General features: G+C 63.8%; 28 protein-coding genes and 2 tRNA genes. 10 read left to right on the top strand and 20 right to left on the bottom strand.

The window, feature by feature from the left end; all coding sequences use genetic code 11:
- Nucleotides 1-5: 5 nt before the first annotated feature.
- From M2337_RS08430 to ffh, 4 genes are all read right to left on the bottom strand, one after another.
- Entirely contained in the window at nt 6-902 is an 897-nt protein-coding gene (locus M2337_RS08430; protein WP_264569854.1) for a class I SAM-dependent methyltransferase, read from the bottom strand.
- Nucleotides 903-1,101: 199 nt separating this feature from the next.
- Entirely contained in the window at nt 1,102-1,596 is a 495-nt protein-coding gene (rimM, locus tag M2337_RS08425) for a ribosome maturation factor RimM (protein ID WP_264569853.1), read from the bottom strand.
- A gap of 2 nt (nt 1,597-1,598) precedes the next feature.
- The gene (gene rpsP / locus M2337_RS08420; protein ID WP_264569852.1) at nt 1,599-2,063 is read right to left on the bottom strand and encodes a 30S ribosomal protein S16; all 465 of its coding nucleotides are present in this window, start codon (nt 2,061-2,063) and stop codon (nt 1,599-1,601) included.
- A 51-nt stretch (nt 2,064-2,114) separates the two neighbouring features.
- The gene (ffh, locus tag M2337_RS08415; RefSeq protein ID WP_181559176.1) at nt 2,115-3,602 is read right to left on the bottom strand and encodes a signal recognition particle protein; all 1,488 of its coding nucleotides are present in this window, start codon (nt 3,600-3,602) and stop codon (nt 2,115-2,117) included.
- 339 nt (nt 3,603-3,941) lie between these two features.
- Here ffh and epsI point away from each other — a divergent pair, with 339 nt between their 5' ends.
- On the top strand, nt 3,942-4,673 hold the full coding sequence (epsI, locus tag M2337_RS08410; RefSeq protein ID WP_264605452.1) for an exosortase-associated protein EpsI, V-type: 732 nt from the start codon (nt 3,942-3,944) through the stop codon (nt 4,671-4,673).
- An 11-nt stretch (nt 4,674-4,684) separates the two neighbouring features.
- Here epsI and M2337_RS08405 read toward each other — a convergent pair whose 3' ends face one another.
- The 4 genes from M2337_RS08405 to M2337_RS08390 all read right to left on the bottom strand — a co-directional run bounded on the left by M2337_RS08405 (nt 4,685) and on the right by M2337_RS08390 (nt 7,466).
- The gene (locus M2337_RS08405) at nt 4,685-5,212 is read right to left on the bottom strand and encodes a TPM domain-containing protein (protein WP_264569851.1); all 528 of its coding nucleotides are present in this window, start codon (nt 5,210-5,212) and stop codon (nt 4,685-4,687) included.
- Complete coding sequence (thiE, locus tag M2337_RS08400) at nt 5,209-5,853, bottom strand: thiamine phosphate synthase (RefSeq protein ID WP_264569850.1); 645 nt, start codon at nt 5,851-5,853, stop codon at nt 5,209-5,211. The genes M2337_RS08405 and thiE overlap by 4 nt, the downstream gene beginning before the upstream one ends.
- Nucleotides 5,854-5,883: 30 nt before the next feature.
- The gene (locus M2337_RS08395) at nt 5,884-6,453 is read right to left on the bottom strand and encodes a glutathione peroxidase (protein ID WP_264569849.1); all 570 of its coding nucleotides are present in this window, start codon (nt 6,451-6,453) and stop codon (nt 5,884-5,886) included.
- A 113-nt stretch (nt 6,454-6,566) separates the two neighbouring features.
- Entirely contained in the window at nt 6,567-7,466 is a 900-nt protein-coding gene (locus M2337_RS08390) for a fructose bisphosphate aldolase (protein WP_264572213.1), read from the bottom strand.
- 149 nt (nt 7,467-7,615) lie between these two features.
- Here M2337_RS08390 and M2337_RS08385 point away from each other — a divergent pair, with 149 nt between their 5' ends.
- Nucleotides 7,616-8,140 carry a TlpA family protein disulfide reductase gene (locus M2337_RS08385; RefSeq protein ID WP_264569848.1) on the top strand — a complete coding sequence of 175 codons (525 nt, stop codon included), beginning with the start codon at nt 7,616-7,618 and terminating at the stop codon, nt 8,138-8,140.
- Here the strand turns inward: M2337_RS08385 and M2337_RS08380 are convergent, their stop codons facing one another.
- The 3 genes from M2337_RS08380 to tkt form a co-directional block, all read right to left on the bottom strand.
- Nucleotides 8,141-9,346 (bottom strand): phosphoglycerate kinase, encoded by a 1,206-nt coding sequence (locus M2337_RS08380; protein ID WP_264569847.1) that lies wholly within the window; start codon nt 9,344-9,346, stop codon nt 8,141-8,143.
- Between the two features lie 84 nt (nt 9,347-9,430).
- Nucleotides 9,431-10,441, bottom strand: a complete 1,011-nt coding sequence (gene gap, locus M2337_RS08375; RefSeq protein ID WP_181559169.1) for a type I glyceraldehyde-3-phosphate dehydrogenase — start codon at nt 10,439-10,441, stop codon at nt 9,431-9,433.
- A 23-nt stretch (nt 10,442-10,464) separates the two neighbouring features.
- Nucleotides 10,465-12,432 (bottom strand): transketolase, encoded by a 1,968-nt coding sequence (gene tkt / locus M2337_RS08370; protein WP_264569846.1) that lies wholly within the window; start codon nt 12,430-12,432, stop codon nt 10,465-10,467.
- A 269-nt stretch (nt 12,433-12,701) separates the two neighbouring features.
- On the opposite strand from tkt, the gene M2337_RS08365 reads away from it, so the two are divergent.
- From M2337_RS08365 to M2337_RS08350, 4 genes are all read left to right on the top strand, one after another.
- Nucleotides 12,702-12,950 (top strand): hypothetical protein, encoded by a 249-nt coding sequence (locus tag M2337_RS08365; protein ID WP_181559167.1) that lies wholly within the window; start codon nt 12,702-12,704, stop codon nt 12,948-12,950.
- Nucleotides 12,951-12,953: 3 nt separating this feature from the next.
- A complete protein-coding gene (locus M2337_RS08360; protein WP_264569845.1) occupies nt 12,954-13,289 on the top strand; it encodes a cell division protein ZapA in 336 nt (111 codons plus the stop codon).
- Nucleotides 13,290-13,489: 200 nt separating this feature from the next.
- Nucleotides 13,490-14,068, top strand: coding sequence for a 5-formyltetrahydrofolate cyclo-ligase (locus M2337_RS08355; protein WP_264569844.1), 579 nt, complete (start codon nt 13,490-13,492; stop codon nt 14,066-14,068).
- On the top strand, nt 14,065-14,286 hold the full coding sequence (locus tag M2337_RS08350) for a DUF2842 domain-containing protein (RefSeq protein WP_264569843.1): 222 nt from the start codon (nt 14,065-14,067) through the stop codon (nt 14,284-14,286). The genes M2337_RS08355 and M2337_RS08350 overlap by 4 nt, the downstream gene beginning before the upstream one ends.
- Nucleotides 14,287-14,377: 91 nt before the next feature.
- Here M2337_RS08350 and M2337_RS08345 read toward each other — a convergent pair.
- From M2337_RS08345 to thyA, 3 genes are all read right to left on the bottom strand, one after another.
- A tRNA-Asp gene (locus tag M2337_RS08345) sits at nt 14,378-14,454 on the bottom strand.
- 61 nt (nt 14,455-14,515) lie between these two features.
- Nucleotides 14,516-15,607 (bottom strand): AI-2E family transporter, encoded by a 1,092-nt coding sequence (locus tag M2337_RS08340; protein ID WP_264572212.1) that lies wholly within the window; start codon nt 15,605-15,607, stop codon nt 14,516-14,518.
- A gap of 107 nt (nt 15,608-15,714) precedes the next feature.
- Nucleotides 15,715-16,695 carry a thymidylate synthase gene (gene thyA / locus M2337_RS08335; protein WP_264569842.1) on the bottom strand — a complete coding sequence of 327 codons (981 nt, stop codon included), beginning with the start codon at nt 16,693-16,695 and terminating at the stop codon, nt 15,715-15,717.
- A 194-nt stretch (nt 16,696-16,889) separates the two neighbouring features.
- On the opposite strand from thyA, the gene M2337_RS08330 reads away from it, so the two are divergent.
- Nucleotides 16,890-16,966, top strand: a tRNA-Pro gene (locus M2337_RS08330).
- Between the two features lie 120 nt (nt 16,967-17,086).
- Here the strand turns inward: M2337_RS08330 and M2337_RS08325 are convergent.
- Nucleotides 17,087-17,260 carry a hypothetical protein gene (locus tag M2337_RS08325; RefSeq protein WP_181559163.1) on the bottom strand — a complete coding sequence of 58 codons (174 nt, stop codon included), beginning with the start codon at nt 17,258-17,260 and terminating at the stop codon, nt 17,087-17,089.
- A 168-nt stretch (nt 17,261-17,428) separates the two neighbouring features.
- Entirely contained in the window at nt 17,429-17,635 is a 207-nt protein-coding gene (locus M2337_RS08320; RefSeq protein WP_181559162.1) for a cold-shock protein, read from the bottom strand.
- A gap of 337 nt (nt 17,636-17,972) precedes the next feature.
- Here M2337_RS08320 and M2337_RS08315 point away from each other — a divergent pair, with 337 nt between their 5' ends.
- Both M2337_RS08315 and M2337_RS08310 read left to right on the top strand, forming a co-directional pair.
- On the top strand, nt 17,973-18,470 hold the full coding sequence (locus M2337_RS08315) for an Lrp/AsnC family transcriptional regulator (protein WP_264569841.1): 498 nt from the start codon (nt 17,973-17,975) through the stop codon (nt 18,468-18,470).
- A 138-nt stretch (nt 18,471-18,608) separates the two neighbouring features.
- Nucleotides 18,609-19,340, top strand: coding sequence for an HD domain-containing protein (locus M2337_RS08310; RefSeq protein WP_264569840.1), 732 nt, complete (start codon nt 18,609-18,611; stop codon nt 19,338-19,340).
- 367 nt (nt 19,341-19,707) lie between these two features.
- Here M2337_RS08310 and M2337_RS08305 read toward each other — a convergent pair whose 3' ends face one another.
- On the bottom strand, nt 19,708-22,095 hold the full coding sequence (locus tag M2337_RS08305; protein WP_264569839.1) for a TonB-dependent receptor: 2,388 nt from the start codon (nt 22,093-22,095) through the stop codon (nt 19,708-19,710).
- 386 nt (nt 22,096-22,481) lie between these two features.
- Here M2337_RS08305 and M2337_RS08300 point away from each other — a divergent pair, with 386 nt between their 5' ends.
- Nucleotides 22,482-23,567, top strand: coding sequence for a TauD/TfdA family dioxygenase (locus M2337_RS08300; protein WP_264569838.1), 1,086 nt, complete (start codon nt 22,482-22,484; stop codon nt 23,565-23,567).
- Between the two features lie 82 nt (nt 23,568-23,649).
- Here the strand turns inward: M2337_RS08300 and M2337_RS08295 are convergent, their stop codons facing one another.
- From M2337_RS08295 to M2337_RS08285, 3 genes are read right to left on the bottom strand one after another with little or no spacing between them, the layout of a single operon-like run.
- Nucleotides 23,650-24,249 carry a nitroreductase family protein gene (locus tag M2337_RS08295; protein WP_264569837.1) on the bottom strand — a complete coding sequence of 200 codons (600 nt, stop codon included), beginning with the start codon at nt 24,247-24,249 and terminating at the stop codon, nt 23,650-23,652.
- Nucleotides 24,250-24,269: 20 nt separating this feature from the next.
- On the bottom strand, nt 24,270-24,929 hold the full coding sequence (locus M2337_RS08290; protein WP_264569836.1) for a cysteine hydrolase family protein: 660 nt from the start codon (nt 24,927-24,929) through the stop codon (nt 24,270-24,272).
- Nucleotides 24,922-25,776, bottom strand: a complete 855-nt coding sequence (locus M2337_RS08285) for an oxidoreductase (protein ID WP_264569835.1) — start codon at nt 25,774-25,776, stop codon at nt 24,922-24,924. The genes M2337_RS08290 and M2337_RS08285 overlap by 8 nt, the downstream gene beginning before the upstream one ends.
- Nucleotides 25,777-25,784 lie beyond the last annotated feature (8 nt).

Genomic DNA, 25,784 nt, shown 5'->3' with positions numbered 1-25,784 from the left:
GGCGATCAGCGGGATTTGGGACGTGCGGGACGATCGGCGATGCACACCAGAAATTCGGCCTCCCCGCCGCCCAGAAGCGCCGAGAGGAGAGACTTGACCCGCAGGAGACGTTTCGCGACCGGCCAGCGCCTTGTGCGCAGCCCCCGCGTCCGCATGATCTCTTCCGACGCGCCCACCATGAAATTGAACTGCCGCGAGCTGGGCTTGGCAAAAACCTTGGCGGACCGCAGGCCATTGCTGACCGCGAGTTTTCTCAGGGCGCGTCTGGTGAACAGATGCAGATGCCGGGGAGTCTCCAACCCCCGCCAATGTTCGCCAAAATGGCGGTGCCCCAGCGCATCGACGTTCGGCGTGATCATCACTAGCCGCCCGCCTGGTGCGAGCAGTTCACCGCACCGCGCAATCGTGCGACCGGGCTCGGGGACATGCTCGATGACATTGTCGAGCAGGATGCCGTCGAACCTCTTCCCATCAAATCGCGGATCAAAAATATCGGTCGCGAAGACCTGTGCGCCGCGCACCTGCGACGCCACGGCTACCGCCTGTTCATCGAAGTCGATCCCGACGGCGCTCCAGCCCGCCTCGACAATCGACCGCAGGAACCCGCCGGACCCGCAGCCGACATCCAGCATGACGCCGGGCTTGCGGTGCGCGAAGTAATTGAGGCCCGACTGGTAGTGATGCTTCCACCAGGGCAGCAGGCCCAGAAGCCGATAGCGCAAAGCCGGCGCATGCGAGGCGGCCCCCTCCGGCGCCACGATCACCGGTGCCTGGTCATGGGTATGGTAGGATTGATAGAGCGTCGCCAGGCTCTGCGGCGTGGGCATGGGGTCGATCCACCCAGAGCCGCAGTGCGGATTGCGACAGATCCTCAGCCCCCAGCGTCCCGGCGCGCCGAACATCGGATCGCGCAGATCGCGATAGTGCTGAGTGCCCGATTCGCCGCACAAGGGACAATCCGGCGCGGGCAGGCAGCCAATACCCTCATTGTCCAAAACAATCGCGTTCATGCGGCCCTGCGCTCTTGGAGGTGATCGATCGAGACCGATCCATGTGGGCAAGCAAGAGGCCCGTCCTCATTCGCCGAAGCGGAATGTCCTGTCAGTCTGCAAGGAAAAGACTGCTCAGGACAAGTCTTTCCTCGTTCCAGTCGAGCACCGCTTCCGGCAGCATGGGGACCATGAACCGTTTTCCGCCGGGCTTCTCGATTTCGATGACGTCACCGGCCCCGAAATTCTCGACAGCCACAACCGTCCCCACCGTTTCAGCCGATTCGGCAACGCATGGCAGGCCGATCAAATCGACATGATAATATTCGCCGGGTTCGAGCGGGGGCAGCGCTGAGCGCGGAACGGTGAGTTCCACGCCGCGCAAGGCTTCGGCGGCATTGCGATCGGTAATTTCCGCAAAGCGCGCGACGGCGCCATTCGAGCCATCGCGTACCGTCTTGAGCGTGAGGGTGCGACCGCCCGCCTCGAAGCTCTTGTAGCGCTTCAAGCTCTCCGGCCCATCGCCGAAGAGCTTGAGACGCACTTCCCCCGTCACGCCATGCGCGCCGATGACAGCCGCGAGCGTGACGGGACGATCCACGGGCAAGATCAGCCTTCGGCCTGCTCTTCAGCGGCAGCCTCGGTAGCGGGTGCTTCCTCGGCGGGGGCTTCAGCAGCCGGCTCTTCAGCCGGAGCATTGGCGGCTTCTTCCGCAGCCTTGCGGGCTTCCTCGGCCTCGGCCAGCTTGGTGGCCTTGTCCTCGGCGCGGTCCTTGGCCTTCTGGCCCGGCTCTGCCTTGTTGGGGTTGTTGCGCGCGGCGCGCTCCTTGACGCCTGCGGCATCGAGGAAGCGGGCGACACGGTCGGTCGGCTGGGCGCCGACGCTCACCCAGTGCTTGGCGCGCTCGGTGTCGAGCACGACGCGCTTCTCGTCATCCTTGGCGAGCAGCGGGTTGTAGCTGCCGATGCGCTCGATGAAGCGGCCATCGCGCGGTGAGCGGCTGTCCGTCACCACGATCTTGTAATAGGGGCGCTTCTTGGAGCCACCGCGCGACAGGCGAATGCTGGTTGCCATCTGTAACTTACCTTACCTTTCTTCTGAACTCTGAACCTGAAATTCGTTGCGTTACTTCTTGAGAAAATTCTGAAAACCCGGCGGAAGCTTGGGCATGTCCGGCATCCCCGGAAGTCCCTTGAGGGCGCTGAGATCGCCCTGCCCCGCTCCCGGCGCACCGCCGCCACCGCCGAGCAAACCGCCCAGCCCGCCGCCGCCACCGCCGCCCGCGAACATCTTGGCCAGTCCCTTGAGACCGCCCATTTTCTTGATCTTCTTCATGGCGGTTTCCATCTCCTTGTGCATCTTGAGGAGACGGTTGACGTCTTGCACCTGAAGCCCAGCGCCCTTGGCCACGCGGATCTTGCGCTTGGCGTTGAGCAATTCCGGACGCTCACGCTCCTTGAGCGTCATCGAGCCGATGAGTGCATCGAGGTGAACGAGTGTCTTGTCGTTGACGCCGGCATTGGTCATCTGCGCCTGCGCCTTTTTGAGGCCGGGGATCATGCCCGCCAGCATGCCGAGGCCGCCCATGCGCTGCATCTGGCTGAGCTGGGCGCGCAGATCGTTGAGATCGAACTTGCCGGCAGCCATGCGCTTGGCCAGCTTGTCGGCATCTTCCTGCTGGATCGTCTCCGCCGCGCGCTCGACGAGGCTGACGACGTCGCCCATACCAAGGATGCGCTGCGCGACCCGCGCGGGATGGAAGGGCTCGATGGCATCGAGCTTTTCGCCCGTGCCGGCGAACTTAATCGGCTGGCCAGTGACGGCACGCATGGAGAGCGCCGCACCACCGCGCGCGTCGCCATCCATGCGGGTCAGCACCACACCGGTGAGCGGCACCTGCTCGGTGAAGCTCTTGGCGACGTTGACGGCGTCCTGACCGGTCAGGCTGTCGACGACCAGCAGGATTTCTGCCGGCGTGGCCACGTCCGCGACCGCCTTCATCTCGTCCATCAGTGCCTGATCGACATGCAGGCGGCCGGCCGTGTCCAGCATCAGCACGTCGAAGCCCTGCAGCTTCGCGGACTGGAGCGCGCGGCGGGCGATATCCACCGGCTGCTGGCCGGGCACGATCGGCAGCGTCGCGACATCGGTCTGCGTGCCGAGAACGGCCAGCTGCTCCTGCGCCGCCGGGCGATTGACGTCGAGCGACGCCATCAGCACCTTCTTGCGCTCTTTTTCCTTGAGGCGCTTGGCGAGCTTGGCCGTGCTCGTGGTCTTGCCCGAGCCCTGCAGGCCGACCATCATGATGACGGCCGGCGGCGTCACGTCGATCAGCAGCTCGCTGGTCTCGGCGCCCAATGTCTCGGTCAGCGTGTCAGAGACGATCTTGACGACCATCTGCCCCGGCGTGACCGAGCGCAGAACGTCCGACCCCACCGCGCGCTCGGTCGCCTTGTCGACGAACGCGCGCACGACCGGCAAGGCGACGTCGGCTTCCAGCAGGGCGATTCGGACCTCGCGCATCGCAGCGCGCACGTCCGCCTCGGTCAGCGCGCCGCGCCCCCGAAGCTTCTCGAACACCCCACCGAGCCGATCGCTCAGACTATCGAACATCACCACCTCATTGCGGCAGAAGCCGCTGAAAAACCAACCAAAACGCCACAACGCACAAAGCGCCGGTGGGCGAAACCTCGCCGACCAGCGTCTATCCTTGGACAGTGAAAATCCAGGACTGTCAGGGCGCCCGGGCAGTTGGACAACCGCGCCGGAACAGCGGCTCCTTAACGAAATCCGCCGGTTAAGACAAGAAGGCAGGCATCCGGGCCTGCGGTGGACGCACGGAGAAGCCGAACCAGAAAGGCTTTGACAGGAATTTGCCGCTATGGCGCTTGCAGTTTGGAAATCCGCTCTTAGCTGCTATTCTGCGCGACAGAGCCAAGGAATGAGGGTGCAGTGGCAGCGGACGACGTAAATTCAGTTGCGGTAGAGAGCGAGCCTACCCCGGGCACACTTAGCCGTCGCCATCTCCTCATGGGCGGCGCCATGCTGGCCGTCAGCGGCCTTGCCGTCGCGCGCGAGCCGCAACAGCGCTATCGTGATCTGTCCGACAAGCAGTTCGAGGCCCTGTTCCCCAAGGCGTTCGGCGATTGGAAGACGCTCCCGGTCAGCGAGCTCGTGTTGCCGCCCGAGAGCGACCTTGCCAACAAGCTCTATCAACACATTCTCACGCGTACCTACGTCAATTCCAAGGGCGTGGGCGTGATGTTCCTGGCGGCTTACAACAGCAAGCAGTTGAACAACGTCCAGCTCCACCGCCCCGAAATTTGCTATTATGCTGGGGGCTTCGCGATCGAGCATAGCGAACCCATCAGTCTTCCGGTCGATGTCGCCGGCCATCAGACAGTCATTCCGGCTCGGTCGGTGACAGCGGTGCTCGGCTCGCGCAACGAGAACATCCTGTACTGGACGCGCATCGGTTCCGACTTCCCGCAAAGCTGGCTGATGCAGCGCATCGCGATGACCAAGGCCAATATCGCCGGCTATCTCGCCGACGGGTTGCTTGTCCGCATGTCGGTGATCGACAAGAACTACGATGAGTCCCTGCACAACATGCAGAGCTTCATCGCAGACATGCTCAAGCATTCGGGCGAACCGACCCGGGACATGGTCGTCGGCGACGCCTGATCCCGACGTCGTTAGAGCCGGCCTTCCAGCTCGGCGATTCCGGCGACCAGCCCGGCCGCGAAAAGCCCGTTGCGAAACTGTGGCAGCATTACCGTGTCGATGATCGCCTGGCAGTCATCGTCCGGAATGGCGGCGGCAAGGCCCTGCCCGACCGCGATGCGGACCAGCTGTTCCCTCGGCGCGAGCAGAATCACGATGCCTTCCGCCCCCGGCGCACCCACGGCCCAGCGATCCCCAACCTCGCTTGCATAGCCGGCAATGTCCTGCCCATCGAGGGACGGCACCGTGACGACGATGGCCTCCCGCCCGGTCGCGGCCTGCAGCCCTACCAGCCGGCGCTCGATCTGGTACCGCTGATCGGGCGTGAACAGCGCCGCGGCGTCAGTCACCCAGCCATCGCGCGCAATCGGCAGGCTTGATGGGAGAACGACCTGAGCGGTCTCGGTCGGTTCACCGGCCGCAGCGGGCGCACCCATTAGCCCCGCCGCCACACACAGGGCCGCGATGCCAAGGGCGGAAAGCCCGCGTGTCAGGATCACCCAAGCACTTTCGCGAAGGCGGCAACACCGGCGCGCGGCCCATCAGGGTGGTTCCACACCGCGCCACTCACCGCGAGAAAATCGGCGCCAGCCTCGACCAACGGCTCTGCATTGTCGGCAGTGATGCCGCCGATAGCGACACAGGGAATTTCAAAGATCGACGACCACCAGCGCAGCAGGTCCGGTTCCGCATGGTGGCTGACTTCCTTGGTGGTGGTCGGATAAAAGGCCCCGAACGCGACATAATCAGCCCCGGCCTCGCCGGCTTCCATCGCCATGTGGCGGCTGTCATGACAGGTCACGCCGATCTGAGCGGACGGGCCGAGCATGCGCCGGGCCTCGCGAGGATCCCCGTCCCCCTGGCCCAGATGAACGCCATCGGCGCCAAGGCGCTGGGCCAGCGCGACGCTGTCATTGACGATGAAGGCGACATCCCGCTCTGCGCAGAGGCGCTGGAGCGGCTCGGCCAGCCGCGCGACTTCTTCCTCGCTCACGCCCTTGAGGCGAAGCTGAAACGCGGCGACATCGCCGCAGTCCAGCGCCTCGGCAAGGCGAGCGGCGAAATCCTCGCCGATCACCGGCGGGGAGATCAGGTAGAGCTGGCAGGGCGGAAGGCTGAGCGCCTGTGTGGTCTCGGTCATTCCGCCCCCATAAGCCCGGTGGCCGCGCGGTCAACCGGCGGCAGCGGAACCCGACAAGGCCGCCTCGATCGCAGCGACGAGGTCGCCATCGTCCGGCTTGGTATCCGGCGAGAAGCGCGCGAGCACCGTGCCATCACGCCCGACGAGGAATTTCTCGAAATTCCACAGCAGTTCCGGCGGATCATTCGGCGTGCGATTGCCGCTGCTGAGCCGCTCACGAAATGCGCCATCGTTTCGCGCTTCCGGCTGTGCCTGCGTCAGCGCGGCGAAGAGCGGATGCTTGTCCGGCCCGGTGACGACCACCTTCTCGAACATAGGGAAGTCCACACCGAAATTCGTCGTGCAGAAGCTCTCGATCTCCTCGTTCGACCCCGGCTCCTGTCCCGCGAAGTCATTGGCGGGAAAGCCCAGCACGACGAGGCCATCATCCTTATATTTGCGGTAGAGCGCTTCCAGCCCCTCATATTGCGGAGTGAGGCCGCATTTGGAGGCCACGTTGACGATCAGCATCACCTTGCCGGCATAATCGCCCAGCGACGCATCATCGCCCTTGATGGTCTTGAGCGGAATTTCGTCCAAAGCAGTCGTCGTCGCGGTCATGGTCATCCTCCAGATGAAAAAGGGCAGCTCGCCCAAGATAGGGAGCCGCCCTTCCTCTGTCATCGGGTGGAGACCGCAGGCGGCGCAATTGGGCGCCGCCCCGTCGTGTCGCGTCAGGCCGCGACCTTGTCCGTCGAGGCTTCGTAGATCTCGTCGATCGCGCTGGCGAGCGAGGCGTTGAACTCCTCATCGCTCATCTGGTGACGCAGATCCTCCAGCAGAGCCCGGCTGAAGCTGGCGATCATGCCGCGATTCTTCGCCAGTTCGGCGCACGCCTCGGGACGCTTGTAGCCGCCCGAGAGCGCCACGACGCGCAGCACTTTGGGATGATCGACCAGCGGACCGAACAGGCCGGCCTTCTCGGGAATCGAGAGCTTGAGCATCACCTGCTGGCCCTCGGGCAGTGCATCCAACGCCTTGAGGATTTCCTCCAGCAGGATCTGATCGGCCTGCGCGCGCTCGGCGCTCTTGATGTTCACTTCCGGCTCGATGATCGGCATCAGGCCCGCCGCCAGCACCTGCTGGCCAATCTCGAACTGCTGCTTGACGATGGCGGCAATCCCCTCGCGGTTGGCGAGATTGACGACCGAGCGCTCCTTGGTGCCGAACACGCCAAGGCTCTTGGCACGCTTGAGCAGCGCGTCCAGTTCCGGCATCGGCTTCATCATCTGCACGCCGTTGGCCTCATCTTCCAGGCCCTTGTCGATCTTGATGAACGGCACGACGCCGCGTTCGATGAGCGCGGCCGGCGTCGGCTTGCCGTCCACGGTGCCGTCCATGGTCTTCTCGAACAGGATGGCGCCCAGCACCTTCTCGCCGGTGAAGGCGGGCGAGGTGATGATGCGGCTGCGCATCTGGTGGATCAGGCCAAACATCTCTTCATCGCCCGAATAGGCGCTTTCTTCGATGCCGTAGCCCTTCAGCGCCTTGGGCGTGGAGCCACCGCTCTGGTCGAGCGCGGCAATGAAGCCCTGCCCCTTGGCAATCTTCTCGGTCATGTCGGAGTCCTGCATCATCCTGTCCTGTTTTTCGAAGTGGTGCCAAAATCGGCGGTGCTGTGTGGCACGCCTATGCCGCGCCTGCGCCGCATATTGCAAGCCGGTCAACCATCTTGACGGGCGCACTGCCCGGAACGAAAGATGGTTGGAAGGGGGGACGATCCATGCGCTCAAAATTCGCGGCCGTTGCCGCACTGATTGCGATCATCGGCATGAGCGTGGCCCGGCCAGCCCACGGTCAAAAGATCAAGGTGGGCGACCTAGCGCCAGCGTTCACGCTGATGCTGGCTGATGGAAGCTCGGTTTCGCTGGCCGATCTCAAAGGGCAAGTCGTCGTCCTCAATTTCTGGGCGACATGGTGCGGACCATGCATCAAGGAACTGCCGACGTTGGACGCCTTTCACGACATCCTGAAGGACAAGGGGCTGCGCGTTTTTGCCGTGGCGACAGAAGATTCCGTGCCGCTCCCCAAGCTCAAGAAAATGCTGGCCGGGATGACCATCCCGATGGTTCGACGGGTGAAAGGCCCCTATCGCCATCTGGGCGCGCTCCCCACAAACTTCGTGATCGGGCGCGACGGACGCGTTCGTTATGCCGCCACCGGCGCCTTCGACCTCGATCAACTCAACCGCGTAATCATTCCGCTGATGAACGAGCGGGCGCCAACGGCTCCCGCTCGCTCGCGTTGATCAACCGCGCGTAAGCGCCGCGACGCCCGGCAGTTCCTTGCCTTCCATCCACTCGAGGAAGGCGCCGCCTGCGGTCGAGACGAACGAGAAATCCGCAGCCACGCCAGCATGATTGAGGGCAGCGACCGTATCGCCGCCACCGGCAACCGATACCAGCGAGCCTTCCGCCGTCAGCGCCGCGGCCGTGCGGGCCAGCGCAACGGTGGCGGTGTCGAAGGGCGTCAGCTCAAACGCGCCGAGCGGGCCGTTCCACACCAGGGTCTTGCAGGTCTTGAGAACGTCCGCCAGAGCCTCGACGGCGGCCGGTCCCACGTCGAGGATCATTTCGCCATCGGCCAGCTCGTTCACGTTGCACACGCGGTAGCTGGCCGGATTGGCAGCGAATTCGGTCGCGACGGCGACGTCATAGGGCAGGTGCAGGGTGCAGCCCGCTGCTTCGGCCTTCTCGAAAATCTCGTTGGCCGTATCGACCAGATCATGCTCGCACAGCGACTTCTTCACGTCGACGCCGCGCGCCGCGAGGAAGGTGTTGGCCATGCCACCGCCGATGATCAGATGATCGACCTTGGCGACGAGGTTCTCGAGCACGGCGAGCTTGGTCGAAACCTTGGCGCCGCCCACGACCGCCGCAACCGGCTTTTCCGGCTGGCCCAGCGCAGCCTCAAGCGCGTCCAGTTCCTTCTCCATCGAGCGGCCGGCAAAGCACGGCAGGCGATGCGCAAGGCCCTCGGTCGAGCAGTGCGCGCGATGAGCAGCTGAAAAGGCGTCGTTGACGTACATGTCACCGAGCGCGGCCATAGCATCGGCGAGCGCCGGATCATTCTTTTCCTCGCCCGCATGGAAGCGGGTGTTTTCCAATATGGCGATGTCGCCGCCGCGCATCACCGCAATGCCGGCAGCCGCCGCTTCGCCCTGGCAATCGGGAATGAACTGCACGTCGCGGCCCAGCACCTGGCTCAGCCCGCGCGTGACGAGGCTGAGCGAGAGATCGGCAGACTTCTGGCCCTTGGGGCGTCCGAAATGCGCGAGGATCAGCACTTTGGCGCCCCGGTCCGCCAGTTCGAGCAGCGTCGGCACGGCGGCCCGCAGGCGCGTGTCGTCGCTCACCGACCCTTCCGACATCGGCACGTTCAGATCCTCACGGACCAGCACGGCCTTGCCGGCGATATCACCCATGTCGTCCAGCGTCTTGAAGGGTTTGGCCACGTCGTCACTCTCCCGTTCGTAAATCGGGCCGAGCGTGTGTGAACATGCCCGGCCCGAAGAAATGTCAGCGGTGTTCCGCAATCCTCAGATCAGGCCAGCAACAACCTTGCTGGTGTCGATCATGCGGTTCGAGAAGCCCCACTCATTGTCGTACCAGCTCAGCACGCGCACGAGCTTGCCGTCGATGACCGCCGTCTCGAGGCTGTCGACGGTGGAGCTGCGCGGATCGCCATTATAGTCGATGGAGACCAGCGGCTCATCCGAATAGCCCAGCACGCCCTTGAGCGGGCCGTTGTCGGCAGCAGCCTTGAGCAGGCTGTTGACCTCTTCCTTCGTCGTGTCACGCTTGGCGATGAACTTGAGGTCGACGACCGACACGTTCGGCGTCGGCACGCGCACCGAGGAACCGTCCAGCTTGCCCTTGAGCTCCGGCAGGACCTCGCCCACGGCGCGGGCGGCGCCCGTCGTGGTCGGGATCATGGAGAGCGCAGCGGCACGGGCGCGGCGCATGTCCTTGTGGATCTGGTCCAGCGTGTTCTGATCGTTGGTGTAGCTGTGGATCGTCGTCATGAAGCCGCTCTCGATGCCGACCGCGTCGTTCAGCACCTTGGCGAGCGGCGCGAGGCAGTTGGTGGTGCAGCTCGCGTTGGAGATGACGATGTCGTCGGCGGTCAGCGCATCGTGGTTCACGCCGAACACGATGGTCTTGTCGACGCCCGTAGCGGGCGCGGAAATGACGACGCGCTTGGCGCCGGCGGTCAGGTGGGCGCTGGCCTTGGCTTTGTCCGCGAAGATGCCGGTGCATTCGAGCGCGATCACCACGCCGAGCTCGGCGTGCGGCAGATTGGCGGGGTCACGCTCCGCCGTCACCTTGATGCGCTTGCCGTCCACGACGAGGCTGTCGCCGTCGACCGAGACCTCGCCCTTCCAATTGCCATGCACGCTGTCCCGCTTGAACAGCAGCGCGTTCGACTTGGCATCGCCGAGGTCGTTGATCGCGACCAGCTCGAAATCATGATCGGTGCGCTCCAGCAGCGCGCGCGCGACGAGGCGCCCGATCCGTCCGAACCCGTTGATTGCTACCTTGATCGCCATGTCCTGCACTCCTTAGCTCAAAGTCAAACCAGCGCGGCGGAAACCCGTGCCGCGACACTCTGGGCGTTCAGCCCGAAATGATCGTAAATTTCCTGCGCCGGCGCCGAGAGGCCGAAGCTGTCGATACCGATATTGATGCCATCGGTTCCCGTAATCGTCGCCCAGCCGAAGGTGGTGCCGGCCTCGATCGAGACACGCAGCGCGCCCTGCGGCAGCACCGAAGCCCGGTAGCCCTCTTCCTGCGCCAGGAAGCGCGACATGCTGGGCATGGAGACGACATTGGTGGCGACCCCCTGCGCTTCCAGCAGCTTGGCTGCGTTCACGGCGATCTCCACTTCCGATCCCGTGGCGATCAGCACCACCTTGGGCGCGGTACCGCTGGTCACGAGGGTGTAGGCCCCCTTGGCACAGAGATTTTCAGAAGCGTCGGTGCGCAATTGCGGCAGGTTCTGGCGGCTGAGCGCCAGCAAGGACGGTGTGGACTCCTGCTGCAAGGCAAGCGCCCAGCACTCGGCTGTCTCAATGGTGTCGGCGGGACGGAAGACCTCAAGATTGGGGATCATCCGCAGCGACATCACATGCTCGATGGGCTGGTGGGTGGGGCCATCTTCGCCCAGGCCAATGCTGTCATGCGTCATGACATAGACCACGCGCAGCCGCTGCAAAGCGGACATGCGGATGGCATTGCGCGCATAATCGGAGAAGACGAGGAAGGTGCCCCCATAGGGGATCATGCCGCCATGGAGCGCGATGCCATTCATCGCGGCGGACATGCCGAACTCGCGGATGCCGTAATAGACATAGCGACCGCTGTAATCGTCGCGGCTGAAAGCGACCTTCTGGTCCTTGGACTGGGTCAGGTTGGAGCCGGTCAGGTCCGCCGAGCCGCCGAACATCTCGGGCAGCTGCACGTTGATCGCATCGAGCGCCATCTCGCTCGCCTTACGCGTCGCGACCTTCTTGGGCTGGGCGATCAGGCCATCGAGATAGGACTGGATGGAGAAGCCGGCCGGCAGCTTGCCCGCCATGCGCCGCTCGAATTCATCCTTGTCAGAATGGCTTGTAAGGCGGCCCTGCCAATCGGCATGAGCCTTCTTGCCGCGCGTGCCGGTTTCTGCCCAGGCGGCCTTCACATCATCGGGCAGCTCGAACGGCGGCAGATCCCAGCCCAGCGCCTCGCGGGTCGCCGTGATTTCATCCTCACCCAGGGGCGATCCGTGCACCTTGTGCGAGCCGGCCTTGTTGGGCGCGCCCTGGCCGATGCGGGTACGACAGGCGATGAGTGAGGGCCGCGGATCGGCCATGGCCTCATCCATCGCCCGGCGGATATCGCCGAAATCATGGCCGTCGCAGGCCGTCACGTGCCAGCCGGTCGCGGCATAACGGGCCAGGACATCCTCGCTGGAGGAGAGGCTGACAGCGCCGTCGATGGTGATCTTGTTATCGTCCCACAGCACATTCAGGCGCCCGAGGCCCAGATGACCGGCAAGACCAATTGCTTCGTGGTTGATGCCTTCCATCAGGCAGCCATCGCCCGCGATCACCCAGGTGCGGTGATCGACCAGCGGATCGCCGAAGGTCGCATTGAGATGCCGCTCGGCCATTGCCATGCCGACGGCCATGGCCAGCCCCTGACCCAGCGGACCGGTGGTGGCTTCAACGCCCGCCAGTTCGAAATTCTCGGGGTGACCTGCGCAGGGGCTGCCCATCTGGCGGAAATTGCGAATGTCCGCCATGGTCGGTCTGGCATAGCCGGACAGGTGCAGCAGCGAATAGATCAGCATGGAGCCATGGCCGGCCGAGAGCACGAAGCGGTCACGGTCGTGCCAGCCTGGCGCACTCGGATCGAACTTCAGATAATCCTTGAAGAGCACCGTCGCGACATCGGCCATGCCCATCGGCATGCCTGGGTGGCCGCTATTGGCGGCCTGCACGCCGTCCATGGAAAGGACGCGAATGGCGTCGGCGAGCCGCTTTTCGGTGACTGACATGGGCGAGCGCCCCTTCTTCTTTATCTGGCCCGCAGGCGTGTTGCTCCAGAGCGATCAAGGACCGAAGATGGTCGATGAACGGCCGCGCCGGCGCCGAGAGAACGGGCCATGAGTCGCCGCGCGGTCTCCATGTCGTCTAGCGGCCCGAGCGTCAACCTGCGGGGCGCCCCACAGCCTCAAAGGCACGGTGATTCTGGCACCGTCACGCTCAATCCGCAGCTGCGCAACGAGTTTTTGCATTCGCTCGGGAGCGTGATAAGGGTTCGCTCATGGCAAGCAAGGCGATGATGCAGGCGATCGAGCGGCTGGAACGCGCCGTGACGCGCGCCGAGGGACTGGCGCGGGAATTGACCGAGGCGCGTGCGCAGGAAATCGAGGCGCAGCTCGCGGCCGGCAGCATCGAGGACGATGGACCGCCGGTGGATATCGACCCCTTCTCGCGCGACAAGGCGATTGCAGCGCTGAAATCGCTCGATGCGCTCATTGGCGATCTTCAAAAGGCCAGGAGCGAAGCCTGATCTATGGCAGAAGTACGAATCATGGTCGGCGGGCGGCAATATGCAGTGCACTGCCGGGATGGCGAGGAAGCGCGCCTGCACGAGCTGGCCGCATTGATGTCCGAGCGGGTCCAGCAGGTCAGCAGCGGCAGTCCCGGGCTGACGGAGGTGCGGCAACTGCTGTTCGCGGGCCTGTTGCTGGCCGATTCCCTCACCGACAAGGCCCCCGCCCCGGCAGCCGCGCCGCCACCACCAGCCGAGCCGGAGGATGAATCCGCGACCTTGGATGCGCTCGATGCGCTGGCCCAGCGGATCGAAGCCTTGGGCGACAGCCTTGCAGCCCAGCTGTCCAACGCCTAAGTAAGGCGGGACGGGTACTGCCCGGTGCGCGCATTAGCGAACATCCCTGAGGCGATAATCACATCCAAGGGGGCTGTCCCTGGCCGGACCCAGGTCCGAACTACATGGTCCCCACCTGACGTTGAGGCGTCAGAGGATTTTCCGGCAAACGGCCATGGCGGTCCCGTCACCCCGCCGGCATCTCGGACAGGACCCAAAGAATGACCGATACTGATCGCGCCAAACTGCGCTCCTCTTTGCTCGCCCGGCGCTCCGCCTTTGTCGCCGGCCTGCCGCCTTCGGTGCGCACGCTGGCCTTCCGGGTTCTCCCTTCCCCCGTGCTCGCCCGCATGCCGCCGGGCTCGCGGGTCGCCATCTACCGGGCCATGGGCTCGGAAGCGCCGACCGAAGCGCTGATCGACTTCCTCCACGAGCGCGGCTTCAAGCTGTGCCTGCCACGGCTCGGCAAGACCACGGCCGAGGACATGGAATTTGCCGATTGGTCGCCGGACGACATATTGGTGCCGGGTCAGCTCCGCATCCCCCAGCCCGCCCCGCAGGCCGCCACGGTCACGCCGGACGTGGTGCTGACGCCGCTCGTCGGGTTCGATCCCTCGCTCAATCGCATCGGCCATGGTGCGGGCTATTATGACCGCGCTTTCGCCAAGCTGCCCAACGCGCTGCGAATCGGGATGGCGTGGAGCTGCCAGATGGTCGATGCGCTGCCCATCCAGCCGTGGGACGTGCCCCTGCACATGCTGTTCACCGAGCAGAGCGTCATCGAGGGAGAGGCCGCGTGAACGACGCGCCGCAACCGAGCTGGCGCAAGCCGGCGGGCATGTTTGCCATCCTCGGCATCATCGCCGTCTGGGCCGCCATCATCGGCTCCTTCTCGGAGCAGATCGCGCGCTGGCCCGGCGCCCTTCAACTCGTCTTCTATGTGATCGTGGGGATCATCTGGATCTTCCCGACCCGGCCCATCCTGGTGTGGATGGAGACGGGCCGCTGGCGCGCCTGAGCGCCAGTTCCAAATCCATTTTCCAGGGGCTTATCCCGCTCCGTTAAGGAGGGGGAAGCCAGCGCGATGCCATTCTCTTCATTGAAGAAAATGGCGCGAGTGACGGGGCTCGAACCCGCGACCTCCGGCGTGACAGGCCGGCACTCTAACCAACTGAGCTACACCCGCGCTTGGCTGAGGAGGGCGCAGGTATAAGAGGGCGCCGGCCCTGTCAACACGCTTCGCGCGATCAATTGCGATATTCTTCCTGCGGGTCCGATGGCACGCTGGTGAGCGTTCCGGACTCGAACAGGAAACCGGCGATATCCGGCTTACCGGCTGCCGCCAGCACCGTCTGGATGATGATCAACAGCGGCACCGCCAGCAGCGCGCCTGCCGTGCCCCACACCCACGTCCAGAAGCTCAGCGAGACGAGAATCATCAGCGGACTGAGCTTCAGGCGCTCGCCGAGCACCAGCGGCGTCACGACATTCGCCTCGATAAGGTGCAGCCCGGTCATGATGATCGCCGGCATCAGCGCCCAGCCGACCGTGGAAAAGGTCATCAGCCCGCCCATCGCCAGCAGGATCGCCGCCACGAAGGGGCCGAAATAGGGAATGAAGTTGAGCAGCGCGACGAATCCGCCCCACATGAACGGCGTGGGCATCCCGAACAGGCTGAGCGCGATGGCGACGGTGAAGCCCAGCAGCACATTGATGAGCGCGATGGTGAGCACATAACGCGACGTGGCATCGACGACGTTCTGGATCACCCGGGCAATGGTCAGCGCGCCCGAGAAGCTGCCCCGCCCCTGAATCGTCCGCCGGCGCATGCGCGTCCAGCCGGAGAGGAAGAAGAAGATCACCAGCAGCCCGAACACGACATTGATGACCACACTCGGCGCGGCGGTGGTCAGCATGTCCAGTAGCGAGCCGGGGCGCGGCACCTCGCCGGGCACCATCGGCGCCCTGCGGGTTTCCGTGACCAGCTTGAGCAGCCCGTCGATGAAACCCTGCGCCTCGGTATAGAGGCGGATGACCGGCTCCAGCGTCGTCTTGATCTGGCCGATCCGCTCGGGAAGCTGGGCGATCCAGTCGACCGCCGGCACCACGATGAGCACCAGCGCGGCATTCACAGCGAACAGGAAGGACACGAGCGCGATCAGCGCGGCCAGCGGCGACGGGATGCGCCGCCGCTCGAGCCACTCGAGGAAGGGCACGAGGCAAATTGCGATCACCAGCGCGACCGTGAGGGGAAGAAAGAAAGCACCGCCGGCGCGAAGCACGAACGGCAGGGCCAGCAACACGCCCAGCCCCGCGAACAACGCGATCGAGGCAACCAGCCGGTTGCGCTCCCAGGTGCTGCGGTCAAAGCGCTCGGCGGAGGGCTGATCGCCCGCGCCGTGCTCTGTGGCCAGATTTTGCTCCTCCAGCGGCACCGACAAGCCCCTTAGACCGCGACCGGGGCAGCGATGCCGCGTTGCGGCGCATAGTCCTCGACCACGAAGTCCTCGATGCGATGCGCGAAGATGGTGTTCGGTCTGCGCAGGATTTTCAGCTTGGGCGCTCCGGACGGCCTCCGCGACAGCTGCTCTTCGACCAGATCGGCGTGATTGAGATAGAGATGGACGTCCCCGCCCTGCCAGACGATCTCGCCGGCCTCCAGATCGCACTGCAGCGCCAGCATCCGCGTCAGCAGCGCCAGCCCGAAGATGTTGAAGGAAAAGCCGAGCCCCAGGTCGCAGCTGCGCTGGAACAAAAGGCCGTTGAGGCGCCCGTTCGAGACATGGAACTGATAGGTCATATGGCAGGGCGGCAGGGCCATGCCCTCCAGCTCATCGACATTCCAGCCAGTGAAGAGCAGCCTGCGCGAGCCGGGATTGTTGCGAATGGCATCGACAAGCGTCGCGATCTGGTTGTGACCCGTCGCCGCGCGGCGATAGAGCCCCTCCCCGGCCTCCGGCGCCAGCTCATAATGCGGCCAGTTGACCCACTGCCGGCCGTAGACCGGGCCCAGATTGCCCCACGCCTGCGCGAAGTCATCATCTGCCAGAATGCGCGCCTCGAAATCCTCCATGGAGATCATGTCGCCGGTTTCGCGCCGGTAGCGATCCAGCGGCCAGTCGGTCCAGATATGGACGCCCTGTGCCACCAGAGGGCGGATGCTGGTGTCCCCCGAGAGAAACCACAGCATCTCCCGCGCGGCGACCTTCCAGTAGACGCGCTTGGTCGTCAGCAGAGGCACGGCGTCACCGGCGAGCGAGAATCGCATGGTCGCCCCGAAAATCGACCGCGTGCCCACGCCGGTGCGGTCCACCCGTTCATCGCCCGCGTTCCAGATATGCCGCATCAGATCGAGATATTGCTGCTCATAATGGGGCAAAGCGCTTGTTGGCGGCGCAGACTCGGCGAGGGAGGCAGATGAAAGCATGGATCGAGCTTAACCGCGCCGCCGCGCGAGCGCCAGCACATGCCATCTGCCACCCTGATAAGCGCGACCAAACGATCCCGCAGCCAACGGTTACCGCGCTGTTTGACGATTTCTCGATGCAGCGCTTGCCAGCACGCCAACCCCTGACTATAGGGCAGCGCCTGTCTTGCCGGCGCTTCAAGCGTCGGCCCGGTCGGGGAGTAGCTCAGCCTGGTAGAGCACTGTCTTCGGGAGGCAGGGGCCGGAGGTTCGAATCCTCTCTCCCCGACCATTTAATTTCGCCGTCGGCCTGAGATTAATCGGGCGGCGGACACAATCACATCGCGAAAATCAGCACGAAAAACGGCGTGACCCGCAAGCCACGCCGTTTTGATAGACAAGTCCGATCCGCTTAAGCGGCGGCCTGACGCTTCTTGCGCTCGATCTCGATAAGACGGTCGGCCATCTGCTGCCAGGCGGCCTCTGCGCGCAGGCAGCGCTCGCGGACATTGGCCAGATCGGCCTTGCTGGCGGCATCGGCACTTTCCGCCGCGCGGGCGAGATAGAAATCACTGGTCGCTGACATTGCACGCTCCTTGCCGGCTGTGCGCGGGGGCCGCGGCGGCCCCAGCGTGAACTCTGATGGGAAGACTGGCGTTTTGCCGTCTCCCCTGCCCCGCCCGGAAATCCTTGCGAGAAATCCTTGCGAGGCACACCCCCGACTGGACGAGCCAGCCAGGGGCGAGCGTGCTGCTCAGGCTTCTTCGAGCTGCGTCGCCGAGGCGCGGCCGCGCTGGTCGGTCGTGATCTCGAACTTCACGCGCTGATTCTTGTCGAGCGTGTGCATACCGGCTTGCTCGACCGCGCTGATATGGACGAAGCTATCCTCACCGCCATCGTCGGGCGCGATGAAGCCATAGCCTTTGTCGGCGTTGAAGAATTTTACTGTGCCAATGGGCATGGGATCATTCCTTTTACATAAGAAACCCACCGAAACGCGTGCTCCGGTGGCGCTGGCCGAAGTATCAAAGGAAGAATCCGCTGCAATGGCATCAAAATCCGTCGAGGTGCGACGTTAGCGGATATTAGATGGTGCCGATTGCCCGAAATGTCAATATTTTGGCATTTTTGCTTGATAACTTTAGCTATTTTATCGTCATATTTCCCTTCAAACCGCGCTGGGTGCCAACTCGACTTTGCAAGTCGAGCGCGGCCACCTCATGCCAGCCATGTTCACGCCAGCGAAGCGATGATAGGTCGGGCGACCACTCATCATCGCGAGCGAACGGCACCAGCGCATGACGGATCTTTCCCGCACCGACCTGAAGCTTCTCCACGAACTGCAGCAGGACGGCCGCATCACCAATCTGGCCCTCGCGGAGCGCGTCGGCATGTCGCCCAGCCCGTGCCTGCGCCATGTGCGGCGGCTGGAGGAAGAGGGCATCATCACCGGCTATACAGCGATCGTCGATCGCAAGCGGGTGGGCCTTGGCATCCTTGCCTATGTAGAGGTGAAAGTACCCCAGACGCCCAGCGGCGCTGCCAAGGGCTCCTCCAGTTCCTCGATTATCGAACAGTTCAAGCAGGCCGTGCTGAACGAGCCGGCGATCGTGAGTTGCGTCATTACGGCCGGGCAGTTCGATTTCCTGTTGAAAGTGCTGGCGCCGGATATGGATGCCTATGCCGAACTGGCCCAGCGCGTGCTCCTCAAACTGCCGGGCGTGCGCGACATGCGCACCACCTTTGCGCTGGACGTCGTCAAGGACAGTCCGGGGCTGCCGCTCAATGTGGCGTAATCGACCGCGTCCAGTGCTCCGTTTGCCCATATTCACCCTATAATCTGAAAATTTCGGTGCATTAAGATCATTCATGCCCGCATAAAGGTGATAATCGTTCCTTATGAGCGCTACCGCGATTGAATATGGAGAGACCTGATGTGCGATGACCATCCCTGGCCCCAGGAAGGCCGCACCCGCATGATCGTGCCTGCCCCGGTGGGCAGGATCGGCACCGGCATGCCTGACCCGGAGCCGGACCTCATCCGGCAGATGGACGAGAATCACGTCTTCATGATGGGCGACAACCCCGCGCTGCCGCGCATGCCGAAACAGCCCAAGCTGATGGATTTCTTCAAATATCGCTTCAACGATATTGCCATCCGCCATCTGCTGACCAGCGCCAAGCGCGCGCTGGATGATGGGCAGGAAGAGAAGATCGTCCTTGCCTGCTTGCTGCACGACATCTCCAATGGCTGCTTCGTGCGCGCCGACCACGGCTATTGGGGCGCGCAGATGATTGCGCCTTATGTCTCCGAGGAGATCGCCTGGGCCGTGCAATATCACCAGCCGCTCCGCTATTTCGCGGATGAGTCGGTGGGATATGAATATCCGGAGAGCTATGATCGCTTCTTCGGGCCGGACTATGTTCCGCCCGAATATATCCAGCGCGATGCCGAATATGCCCGCAACCACAAATGGTACATGAGCTCGCGGCTAGTCACGATCTACGATTATTACTTCTTCGACCAGTCTCCGCCGATCGATCCCGAAGAGTTTACCGACATCATCGGGCGGCACTTCCGGGAGCCAGAAGAAGGCCTGGGCTTCGATCGCTCACCCACCGCGCACATGTGGCGCACGATGATCTGGCCGAACAACTTCCTATGATCGGTGCGCAGAGCGGCTAGGTGGCATGGGAGGGGAAAGCCGACATTGTTAAACCCTCTCCCCTTGAGGGAGAGGGATGCGCAGACTTGGCAGCGTGCTGCCTTAGTCGAAGCTGGGAGAGGGGTCAGCGATCCGCTGGATCGCGCGGATCAACGATCCGCCACCCCTCATCCAACTGCGCCTAGCCGCCTATCGGCGGCAAGGCTCCGTATCCTTCTCCCTCAAGGGGAGAAAGTGAAGGTCCGGAATGACGCCCGCCTAATCCCACCTAGCCACAGCGCACACCGCCAAACAGGAGCGGCGCCCTTCCCCGAGAAGAAGAGCGCCGCTGTGTCAGCCTGCCCTTATAAGGCAGTGCCAGTGGTGATCAGAAGTTGAAGCCGACCGAGAAGATCGCCTGCCGGGGCGCGATGTACGTCTCGAATCCTTGCGAGCTGCCGTAAGGGTCGGAGAAGCGCGAGTTCACGCCGGTCGTATCGAACACATTGGTAACCGAAGCGCTGAAGTACACCGGCGCATCGTCCAGCGCATATTTCACGAACAGGTTGACCGTGTCGTAGGACGGCGTCTTGTCGTAGAAATCGTCGTTGAACACACGATAGAAGAACTGGCCGCGATAGAGATATTGCGCCCGCGCCGTAAGTTCGCCGGCCCCGAGCTGATCGGTGTAGGTGACCGCAATCGAGCCCTGGAACTTGGGCAGCTTGGGCACCCGGTTGCCGTTGATATTCTCGCGAGCCGCTTCACGCGCCAGCACGGCGGGGTAGAAGTTGCTCCAGAACAGCCAGTCGGGATAGCCCGCCGCCGTCTGCGCTTCGTCGGCCTTCACCGGATCGAGGGCGAGATAATCCTCGTCGAACTTGCCGCGCAGGAAGGAGGCGGATCCGTCGATCTTCAGCTTGCTGGTGACCGCCCATGCCCCTTCCAGCTCCAGTCCGTAGATATGCGCGCCGGGGGCGTTGGCCGTACCTTCGCCATACAGGATCGCATCCTCGTCGAGGAACTGCATGTTGCTGTAGTCATAATAGAAAGCGGAGGCGTTGAAGGTCAGAGCATTGTTGAAGAAGCGGTTCTTGGAACCGATCTCGAACGAATTCACCGTCTCGGGCTTGTAGGTCGGTTGAATGCCGGTCGCAAAGCCCAGCGACGAGGAGCTGTTGCCTCCTGCAGCCGAACTGTTGATGCCGCCCGGTTTGAAGCCACGGGTGAAGCTGGCGTAGAGCAGATTTTCCGGCGTGATCTTGAAGTCCAGCGCCACCTTGCCTGTCCATTCCGTCGTGCTCAGGCCGTCCGTGGGGGTCGGCTGGAGAAAGGCGCCGGACGTGTAGCTTGCGGTGTCGCTGTTGCTGGCTCCCTGACCGCTATATTTGTCGCTGTTGTAACGGATGCCTGCCGTGAGGCTGAGCTGCGACGAGAAGTCGTATGTGCCCTGCACGTAGGCCGCCCAGGCTTCACGCTTGATCGACGACAGTTCCGCATAAGTGAGATTGCCGACCAGCGGGTCGTTATAGGGTGTGGTAACCGGCAGGACAGGCGGAACGAGATTGTCGTCACTGCCGCGATATTCGAGAATATACTGGTCGTTGGTCGACTGCAGATACACCGCACCAGCGATCCACTGGAACGGCCCCTCGTGCGTGGAGGAGATATTGAACTCCTGCGTCCAGCTCTTGGTGTTGCTCTCCCACATGGCCACGTGGTCGTAGCGGGTGCCGCCAAAGGTGAGCGGGCTGTAGGTCAGTGCCTCGAAGAGGTCGGCCGTCAGGCCGTCCGCATCCCAGCTCTGCTCGCTGTGGACCTTCTGGTAGCTGGTGATCGACTTCACTGTCGCGAAGCCGGCGTCGAAAGCAACCACACCGTAGTAAAGCTCCGTGTTCACCACCGACCGACCGGGATAATCCTGCGTGAGGCGCCGCGGATCGGTCTCGGGATCGAGCACGTTCTTCTGCGCCGTGCCATGGGTATTGCTGCGGTACTGAATGGTGTTCAGGCTGACCGAGATGCTGTCAGTCGGCTCCCAGAGCAGGGCCGCCTTCCAGCCGGTCTCATTGGCGTCATCCAGTTCATATTGGCCGAAGCCCACGACATCAGTCGCCACGGCATAACCGTCATGCTTCTGGTGCTGCCCGGCGACGCGCAGGGCGAGCGTATCGCCCAGCGGCACGTTCACGCCGGCATTCATCTTCAGCATGTTGTAGTTGCCGATGCCGATCTCGCCGTTCGCGCTGGATTCGCCCAGCACAGGCTGGCGGGACACGACGTTGATCGTGCCGCCCGTCGAGCCCTGACCGAAGGTCGTGCCCTGCGGGCCGCGCAGCACCTCGACCTGGGCGACGTCGATAAACGCCGCATTGGCGGCGATGGAGTTGAAGATGTAGACGCCATCGACATGATAGGAGACGCCCGGCTGAGTGTTCGTGTTCTCCGGCGTTTCCGAGCCGATGCCGCGGATGGTGATGATGCGCTCGGCGCCGCCGCTCTTGGCGACCACGAGGCCGGGCACCGAGCCGTTGAGGCCGGTCACATCCGTGACGTTGGCCATGCTCAGCGTCTCTGCGGTCACGGCGGACACCGAGAGGTTGGCGCGCTGCAGGCTCACATCCACCTTGGAGGCGGTGATGACGATCTCGTCGCCATCATGTGCGCTCGCGCTATCCGCAGGCGCTTCCTGCGCGAAACCTGCGCTGGTCATCAGCGCGGCCATCGCCGCACCCGCCATGAAATATCCGTATGTCTTTCCTAGTCTGTCGCTCATTGTCGCGGTCCCCTTCTCGGCCTGACCTCGCGGCTCCTCTCCGGCGATTGTTCCGGCCCCGGTTTTCCCTGAGTGCCGCTGAGCCTGCATTGAGCCAGTTTTGGGGAACTTAATCTTGAGGCGGGGCGCAGAACTTGTTGATGCAAATGCGCCATGCTGCATTGCAGCACAGTCCGGGCGAGTGCTTGGCCCGCGCGCCCTATATAAGAAGCATCACCACCGGCTGGTCGGCGCGAATGACCGCGATGCGCTCAAGCGTGCGTTTGATTCGCGCACCGGACACTAATTTTGCATGTGCTGCCAAGACGGGAAGAAAGGGACGCTTTAGTCAGGCAGGATCAGACCCAGACGACGATAATGGCCTTGCAAGAGGAGCCGCGCTGACCATGTCCACGACGACGACCATAGCCCTGGAACCGGTACGGACCGACGCCGCCTGGCGCGGCGATACGCTGTCCCAATCTCAGGATTGGATCTACCGGCTCTCGGAGGATCAGGTTGCGGAACTGGAAACGCTGGGCACCCGGTTCGTAGAGGCCAATCCTGACCTGCGCTTCGTCTCCAAGCAGGATTATCCGCTGGTTGCCTGCGCCGACGCTGCCGCCGAATGGGGCCGCGATGTCGATTACGGCCGGGGCTTCGTGCTGGTGCGCGGCCTGCGCACCCATCTCTACTCGGACGCGCTCTCGGCCGCGATCTACTATATTCTGGGCCTGCACATGGGCGACCCCATCCGCCAGAACGAAATGGGCGACCTGATCGACCATGTCTATGCGACCTCCGACAAGACGATGGACGATCCCACCGCCCTCTCCTCCAAGGTGCGGGACAAGCTCGTCTACCACTCGGACAGCTCGGATATCGTGGCGCTGATGTGCCTGCGCCCAGCCAAGGAGGGTGGCGCATCCTGTCTCGTCTCGGGCGCGCAGATCTACAACGAGATCCTCGCCCGCCGGCCCGACCTGGCGCCCCTGCTGCTCGAGCCGTTCCATTGGGACTGGCGGCGGCAGGACCATAATGCCCCGGCGAACACCTACACCTCGCCCATTATCAGCATGGAAGAGGGCGTGTTCAGCATGTACGCCGGGTCGCTCTATATCCTTACCGCGCAGGATTATCCCGAAGCACCGCGCCTGACGCCCGAGCAGATCGAAGTGCTCAAGCTGTTCGACGACATCACCTATGAGCCGGGCATGGCCATCGAGATGGATTTCCGCCCCGGCGACATCCAGTGGCTCTCCAACTACGCCGCGCTGCACGCGCGCACATCGTTCAACGATTTCCCTGAACCGCAGCGCCGCCGCCACCTGCTTCGCCTGTGGCTGCACCGGGATTCCGGACGGCCTGTGGTCGAGAATTTCGGCAAGAATGGCGTCGTACAGCACCGCGAAAAGCCGCGCGACGGCGGTGAGGAGCATCCGGACGCACGATTCACCGTCGGCGCGATTTCCGTCCCCCGGCTGCTGTCCTGACCTGCCTGCTTCTCCCGCAAACATGAAGAAACCCCGGAAAGCACTGCTTTCCGGGGTCTTTTATTGCCGAGAGACGGGACGATCAGACCGCGGGAAAGCCCCCTGCAAAGGCGAAGTCGGCCACGGGCTTGCGGTCAGAGGGCTGCTCGCGCTCGCGCAGACCTTCGGGCAAGGTCGATGCATCGCCAATGCGCCCTACCGCAACGGCCGCCTCGATGCGAAAGTCTTCCGGCACGCTCAGCTCACTGCGGACCTTGTCGAAGTCGACTCCGGTCATGCCGTGCGTGTAAAGCCCGCTGAGCGTAGCCTGCACAGCGAGCATGCCCCATGCCGCGCCAGCATCGAAGGAATGGCTGTGCGATGCGGATTTCGGCGTGCCGTCCGGATTTCGCATCTGCGTGTCGGAAAGGATGATGATCAGCGCGCCGGCGCTTTCCGCCCAGCTCCGGTTGAACGGAATCAGCAGATCGAGGAACCGCGTCCAGTCCGCCCCGTCGCGCACGGCGTACAGGAACCGCCAGGGTTGCGCGTTGAACGCCGACGGCGCCCAGCGCGCGGCTTCGAACAACCGCAGCAACTCGCTTTCCGCCACCGCGCTGCCATCAAAGGCGCGCGGAGACCAGCGGCGGGTGAAGATGTCATCGATCTCGTGGTGGGTCGTCCTCGAGCCAGCGTCAGTCATATGTCAGCGTCTTCCTTGCTTTACAGCATGTTGATGATGGACGTGCTCTTACGCACGTCCGCGAAATTGAGGCGCAGGTTGAGCAGCGCCGCCTCATGCTCCTCATCCGTCACGGCGGCCATCGCGTCCAGCGTCGCAATGACCTTGTAGCCGCGCATATATGCATCGCGCGCGGTACTTTCACAGCAGACATTGGTCAGCGTTCCGGCGATGACCAGCATCTCGATGCCCCGCTCGCGCAGCTGCGCCTCAAGCTGGCCAGCCGGGCAGGCGAAAGCGCTATAGCGATATTTGTCGAGCACCACATCGCCCGTCTCCACCGCCATAGCCGGATGCAGGCCATGCGCCGGATACCCGGGGGTCAGGGCCTCCATGGCGGCCTGCACATAGGGATCGGCCCGAGCATATTGCCAGGGCGCCATGGCGAGCGGGGGATCGTCCGAGACGCTCTGCCGGGTCCAGAGGATCGGGCAGCCGGCTGCCCGCATCGCTATGGCGAGGAGGTTGACCGCCGGGATGATGTCCATCCCATGCGGATTGCCGAACACCGCGCCGGGGGCCAGGAAGGCCGTCTGCATGTCGATCACAACCAGCGCAGTCCGCTCCGGAACGATCGCCGAAAAGCTGTTCAGATAGCGCCCGCGCTCGATGGCCCATGCCGGCAGGCGGCTGTCATGCATCGGCGCTTGCCATCTCCTCGGCCGGGTAGGCGATGGAGAGGGAATAGTCCTTCCAACGCTCCATCTCTGCGCGCAGCAGATCGGTCTGCCCTTCGGCATAATGCAGCGCATCCTCACCCAGCAACAGGTGCATGGGCGGCTGCGGCGCGTCCAGCGCGGCGAGGATTGCGGCAGCGGCGCGGATCGGATCGCCCTTCTCCTTGCCGACGCCTTCCTTGAGCGACTGGCGGGCGAAATGGGCCGAGTCCTCATAATCGGCGATCATCCGGTCAGCGAGACGCAGCGATCCGCCCGCGAAATTGGTGCGCAGGCCACCCGGGGCGACATTGGTGACCTTGATGCCGAGCGGCGCGACCTCCTGCGCCAGCGTCTGCCCGATGCACTCCAGCGCATATTTGCTCGCCCCGTAGATGGACGTCCCCGCCCAAGGCGCGAGGCCACTGACGGAGGTGATGTTGACGATATGCCCCGCCTTCCGTGCGCGCATCGCCGGCAGCACCGACTGGATCATCGCAATCGCACCGAAGAGGTTGATGTCGAACAGCGCGCGCGCGTCATCCAGCGTGATTTCCTCGACGGCACCGATCAGCCCGTATCCGGCATTGTTCACCAGCCGGTCGACACTGCCCATGGTTTCCTCAGCGAGCGCCACGAGCGCGGCCGGCGCGGCCGGATCGCCGAAATCGAGGCCGTGCGCAAAGGAGCGCCCCGGCGCCAGCGCCGCGAAACGGGCGCACGCCTCGCCACTGCGCGACGTGCCGAAAACCTGGTCGCCCCGGTCGAGCGCGGCCTGGGCCAGCGCTTCGCCGAGACCGCCGCCAATACCTGTGATCAGCCAGTTCACCATGCGTCATC

The sequence above is a fragment of the Sphingobium sp. B2D3A genome, assembly GCF_025961795.1.
GTDB lineage: Bacteria > Pseudomonadota > Alphaproteobacteria > Sphingomonadales > Sphingomonadaceae > Sphingobium.
The sequence above is the reverse complement of the archived record's forward strand: the minus strand, read 5'-3'. Positions and strand labels throughout refer to the sequence as shown.

Coding starts and splice junctions, on each gene's coding strand:
- tkt (WP_264569846.1), bottom strand. CDS start 12,432: ATGTCAGTCACCGAAAAGCGGCTCGCCGACGCCATTCGCGTCCTTTCC.
- M2337_RS08295 (WP_264569837.1), bottom strand. CDS start 24,249: ATGACTGACGCTGGCTCGAGGACGACCCACCACGAGATCGATGACATC.
- thiE (WP_264569850.1), bottom strand. CDS start 5,853: ATGACCGAGACCACACAGGCGCTCAGCCTTCCGCCCTGCCAGCTCTAC.
- M2337_RS08360 (WP_264569845.1), top strand. CDS start 12,954: ATGGCAGAAGTACGAATCATGGTCGGCGGGCGGCAATATGCAGTGCAC.
- M2337_RS08285 (WP_264569835.1), bottom strand. CDS start 25,776: ATGGTGAACTGGCTGATCACAGGTATTGGCGGCGGTCTCGGCGAAGCG.
- thyA (WP_264569842.1), bottom strand. CDS start 16,695: ATGCTTTCATCTGCCTCCCTCGCCGAGTCTGCGCCGCCAACAAGCGCT.
- M2337_RS08355 (WP_264569844.1), top strand. CDS start 13,490: ATGACCGATACTGATCGCGCCAAACTGCGCTCCTCTTTGCTCGCCCGG.
- M2337_RS08395 (WP_264569849.1), bottom strand. CDS start 6,453: ATGACCGCGACGACGACTGCTTTGGACGAAATTCCGCTCAAGACCATC.
- M2337_RS08325 (WP_181559163.1), bottom strand. CDS start 17,260: ATGTCAGCGACCAGTGATTTCTATCTCGCCCGCGCGGCGGAAAGTGCC.
- M2337_RS08385 (WP_264569848.1), top strand. CDS start 7,616: ATGCGCTCAAAATTCGCGGCCGTTGCCGCACTGATTGCGATCATCGGC.
- M2337_RS08320 (WP_181559162.1), bottom strand. CDS start 17,635: ATGCCCATTGGCACAGTAAAATTCTTCAACGCCGACAAAGGCTATGGC.
- M2337_RS08305 (WP_264569839.1), bottom strand. CDS start 22,095: ATGAGCGACAGACTAGGAAAGACATACGGATATTTCATGGCGGGTGCG.
- M2337_RS08300 (WP_264569838.1), top strand. CDS start 22,482: ATGTCCACGACGACGACCATAGCCCTGGAACCGGTACGGACCGACGCC.
- M2337_RS08430 (WP_264569854.1), bottom strand. CDS start 902: ATGTTCGGCGCGCCGGGACGCTGGGGGCTGAGGATCTGTCGCAATCCG.
- rpsP (WP_264569852.1), bottom strand. CDS start 2,063: ATGGCAACCAGCATTCGCCTGTCGCGCGGTGGCTCCAAGAAGCGCCCC.
- ffh (WP_181559176.1), bottom strand. CDS start 3,602: ATGTTCGATAGTCTGAGCGATCGGCTCGGTGGGGTGTTCGAGAAGCTT.
- M2337_RS08310 (WP_264569840.1), top strand. CDS start 18,609: ATGTGCGATGACCATCCCTGGCCCCAGGAAGGCCGCACCCGCATGATC.
- M2337_RS08390 (WP_264572213.1), bottom strand. CDS start 7,466: ATGCAGGACTCCGACATGACCGAGAAGATTGCCAAGGGGCAGGGCTTC.
- M2337_RS08290 (WP_264569836.1), bottom strand. CDS start 24,929: ATGCATGACAGCCGCCTGCCGGCATGGGCCATCGAGCGCGGGCGCTAT.
- M2337_RS08315 (WP_264569841.1), top strand. CDS start 17,973: ATGACGGATCTTTCCCGCACCGACCTGAAGCTTCTCCACGAACTGCAG.
- gap (WP_181559169.1), bottom strand. CDS start 10,441: ATGGCGATCAAGGTAGCAATCAACGGGTTCGGACGGATCGGGCGCCTC.
- M2337_RS08365 (WP_181559167.1), top strand. CDS start 12,702: ATGGCAAGCAAGGCGATGATGCAGGCGATCGAGCGGCTGGAACGCGCC.